General features: G+C 66.7%; 1 protein-coding gene. It reads left to right on the top strand.

Going from position 1 to position 201, the window contains the following annotated elements; all coding sequences use genetic code 11:
- The coding region (locus QQF40_RS17090) for an Ig-like domain-containing protein (RefSeq protein ID WP_285462045.1) at positions 1-201 on the top strand (201 nt) is incomplete at both ends.

Here is a 201-nt window from a genome sequence, read left to right as displayed (position 1 = left end):
CACCGGCACTGTTGCCGATGACGGCACGTTCAGCATCACGCTGTCTCCGAAGCAGGAAGCCGGCGCTGAGCTGACTGCCACTGTCACTGACGCCGCGGGTAACGAAAGCCCGGTCTCCGGCACCCTGGTGGTGCCGGAAGACGCTGACGTTACCGCGCCGAACACCCCGGCCATCGCCTCCGCCACGGACGATGTGGAAGC

The sequence above is a fragment of the Cobetia sp. LC6 genome (assembly GCF_030264805.1).
GTDB lineage: Bacteria > Pseudomonadota > Gammaproteobacteria > Pseudomonadales > Halomonadaceae > Cobetia.
The sequence above is the reverse complement of the archived record's forward strand: the minus strand, read 5'-3'. Positions and strand labels throughout refer to the sequence as shown.